This window comes from Bradyrhizobium australafricanum (assembly GCF_020329495.1).
GTDB classification, from domain to species: domain Bacteria; phylum Pseudomonadota; class Alphaproteobacteria; order Rhizobiales; family Xanthobacteraceae; genus Bradyrhizobium; species Bradyrhizobium australafricanum.
The window spans coordinates 1-3,062 of sequence record NZ_JAGKJL010000154.1; the positions used below are offsets into that span (position 1 = coordinate 1).

2 protein-coding genes and 3 pseudogenes are annotated in these 3,062 nt (G+C 61.6%); 4 read left to right on the forward strand and 1 reads right to left on the reverse strand.

Translation table 11 applies throughout. The annotated features are described in order from the left end of the window. The 4 genes and pseudogenes from J6525_RS46125 to tnpC all read left to right on the forward strand — a co-directional run. Window positions 1–292 (forward strand): annotated as a pseudogene (locus J6525_RS46125) (IS4 family transposase); the annotation flags it as partial. Between the two features lie 115 nt (window positions 293–407). Continuing rightward, window positions 408–755 (forward strand): transposase, encoded by a 348-nt coding sequence (locus tag J6525_RS47185; RefSeq protein WP_283848696.1) that lies wholly within the window; start codon window positions 408–410, stop codon window positions 753–755. Further along, the gene (gene tnpB / locus J6525_RS46135) at window positions 752–1,096 is read left to right on the forward strand and encodes an IS66 family insertion sequence element accessory protein TnpB (protein WP_027583889.1); all 345 of its coding nucleotides are present in this window, start codon (window positions 752–754) and stop codon (window positions 1,094–1,096) included. The genes J6525_RS47185 and tnpB overlap by 4 nt, the downstream gene beginning before the upstream one ends. Before the next feature lie 74 nt (window positions 1,097–1,170). Beyond that, window positions 1,171–2,754: pseudogene (tnpC, locus tag J6525_RS46140) on the forward strand (IS66 family transposase). 16 nt (window positions 2,755–2,770) lie between these two features. Here the strand turns inward: tnpC and J6525_RS46145 are convergent. Further along, window positions 2,771–3,062, reverse strand: a pseudogene (locus J6525_RS46145) (IS4 family transposase); the annotation flags it as partial.

Genomic DNA, 3,062 nt, shown 5'->3' on the forward strand with positions numbered 1-3,062 from the left:
GCGCGTCTTCTGGATGACGATGCTCAATCGCTCCTCGCCGAATGCCGTACCGCAAACGGCGCTGACGGATCCCGAAATCAGGCTTCTTGATCATTTGGTGAAAGACAGGGGTGGTGATTGCTCTCGACGAAGCACGCTCTCGCACTATGTCGTCAAGATCGCGCGGCTCGGAGGATATTTAGCCCGAGCCAACGATCCGCCTCCAGGAAATACCGTGATCTGGCGCGGACTATCGCGGCTGACCGACATCGAACTTGGAGCCGCAATCGAGGCAACAATTATGGGTAATTGAAAGCAAAGAGACCCCGTCTGGCGGAGTGGGTAAGCGATCGGCTATCGGCTGCTGAGTTTGTGAGCCGATGTGAGCTTCTATGTCTGCGCCTAGTTCTGGAACTAGAACCTTCCATATGATCGAAGCGGTTGCCGAGCGTCTTGAGGGAGCGCCGCGGCAGCTTCGCCGACGCTGGTCGGACGAGTTTAAGGCGCAAGTTGTGACAGAGGCGCTGGAGCCTGGCGCGAGTGTCTCGGCGATCGCCCGCCGGATTGGCATTCACCCGTCGCAGCTGTTCGCCTGGCGCCGTGATGCTCGGGCAGAGCGACATTGTCCCGCGCGGCACTCGAGTTGCGAGGGTGTGGTGGTGTCTGTGGCAGGCGCGGTGATCGAGATTGCCATTGGCGAGGTGATCGTGCGCGCCGGCGTGGACGTCGACGAGGCGCAGTTGCAGCGGGTGATCCGGGCGGTCCGTTCGGCATGATCCCCTCCGGCGTGAAGGTGTTCCTGGCGAGCCATCCAGTCGACTTCCGCAAGGGTATCGATGGCCTTGTTGCGCTGGTGCGCGATGCCGGCTCAGATCCGTTCGACGGTGCGCTTTATGTGTTCCGCGCCAAAAGAGCCGACCGAATAAAGATCGTATGGTGGGATGGCTCCGGCGTGTGCCTCTATTTGAAACGGCTTGAGAAAGCGAGGTTCTGCTGGCCGCGGATCGGACATCATCGGGTGCAGCTGAATGCTGCGCAGTTGATGGCACTGGTGGATGGGATGGACTGGAAGCGGGTCCGGACCGCGGCGGTCAAGCCGCCGGAGATTGTTGGGTAAAAGCACTGCGGCGAAGTGAATCAGCGGCCTGAAAGGGCAAGAGAACCGGGGCAAAATGTGCTCTGGTCGGGTCAATGACGCCGCCCGATCTCAGCCTCCCGAATGACGTAGAGACGCTGAAAGCCATGGTGCTTGCCATGGCCGAGAAAGCGGCCCGCGCCGATGCTCTGGAGAGCGAAGTCGCCGATCTCAAGGCCCGCAACGCCGATGCCGATGCGCGCATCGAGCGGCTGACGCAAATCCTGAAGGCCTTCGACCGCGCCCGGTTCGGCCGACGATCGGAGAAGCTCGGCTCGGCGAACGGCGACGATGAACAGCAGGCCCTCGTCTTCGAGGAGATCGAGACCGGCATCGCCGCGATCAAGGCCCAGGTCAGCAAGGGCCGTGCGCAGGCGGATGGCAAGCGTGCACCGCGTCGGCGCAAGGGCTTTGCGCCCCATCTGGAACGGATCGAAACCGTCATTGAGCCGGAAGAGCTGGCTGAGCATGCCGGCAAGCAGAAGGTGCTGATCGGCGAGGACGTGTCGGAGCGCCTGGATGTGGTGCCGGCGAAGTTCCGGGTGATCGTCACGCGCCGTCCCAAGTATGCCTTCAAGAACGCGGACGGCGTGATCCAGGCGCCGGCTCCGGCCCATATCATCGAAGGAGGCATTCCGACGGAAGCGCTTTTGGCCCAGATCGCCGTCGCCAAATATGCCGACGGCCTGCCGCTCTACCGGCAGGAGGCGATCTACGCCCGCGACAAGGTCGAGCTAGACCGCCAGTTGATGGCGCAATGGATGGGCAAGCTCGGCTTCGAGCTGGAGATCCTGGCCGACTACATCTTCAGCGAGGTCAAGAAGGCCGAACGGGTCTTTGCCGACGAAACCACCTTGCCGACGCTCGCTCCGGGCTCCGGATCGACAAAGACGGCCTACTTGTGGGCCTATGCCAGGGATGACCGAACGTTTGGCCGCGACGGTCCCCCGATGGTGGCTTATCGCTTCGAAGACAGCCGCTCCGGCGAATGCGCGGTCCGCCATCTCAATGGTTATCGCGGCATCCTGCAGGTGGATGGCTATGCCGCCTATAACAAGCTCGCGCGATCCGATCGCGGCAAGGATGGCATCACATTGGCTGGCTGCTGGTCACACTGCAGACGCAAGTTCTACGAGCTGCATGTTGCAGGGAGCTCAGAAGTGGCAACGGCGACGGTCGAGCGGATGGCGAAGCTTTGGCAGGTCGAGAAGACCGTGCGCGGTCAAAGCCCCGACGCACGCGTCGCCGCGCGCCAGCAAGCCTCCGCGGCGATCGTCGCAGATCTCTTCGACCTCTGGCAGCAGACCGCGGATCTCCGGCAAATCAAAACTGGCTGAGGCGATCCGCTATGCCGTCTCGCGCCGCGCCATCTTCGAACGCTTCCTGGCCGACGGCCGCATCGAGCCCGAATCCAACATCGTCGAACGCGCCATCAGGCCACAAACAATTACGAGAAAGAATAGTCTCTTCGCAGCGACGGCGGCGGACAAACCTGGGCGACTATCGCAACACTGCTGCAGACGGCGAAGATGAACAACGTCGATCCGTTCGCCTGGCTCGCCGTAACGCTTCAGCGTATCGCCAACGGTTGGCCGAGCAGCGAACTCGACGCGCTTATGCCATGGAACCACGCCGCCTGACGGCCTCAGCTTGCTTTCAATTACCCATAATTGTTGCCTCGATTGCGGCTCCAAGTTCGATGTCGGTCAGCCGCGATAGTCCGCGCCAGATCACGGTATTTCCTGGAGGCGGATCGTTGGCTCGGGCTAAATATCCTCCGAGCCGCGCGATCTTGACGACATAGTGCGAGAGCGTGCTTCGTCGAGAGCAATCACCACCCCTGTCTTTCACCAAATGATCAAGAAGCCTGATTTCGGGATCCGTCAGCGCCGTTTGCGGTACGGCATTCGGCGAGGAGCGATTGAGCATCGTCATCCAGAAGACGCGC

What these genes read in the sequence shown, in the direction of transcription:
- J6525_RS47185 (WP_283848696.1), top strand. Translation starts at nt 408, where the DNA reads ATGATCGAAGCGGTTGCCGAGCGTCTTGAGGGAGCGCCGCGGCAGCTT.
- tnpB (WP_027583889.1), top strand. Translation starts at nt 752, where the DNA reads ATGATCCCCTCCGGCGTGAAGGTGTTCCTGGCGAGCCATCCAGTCGAC.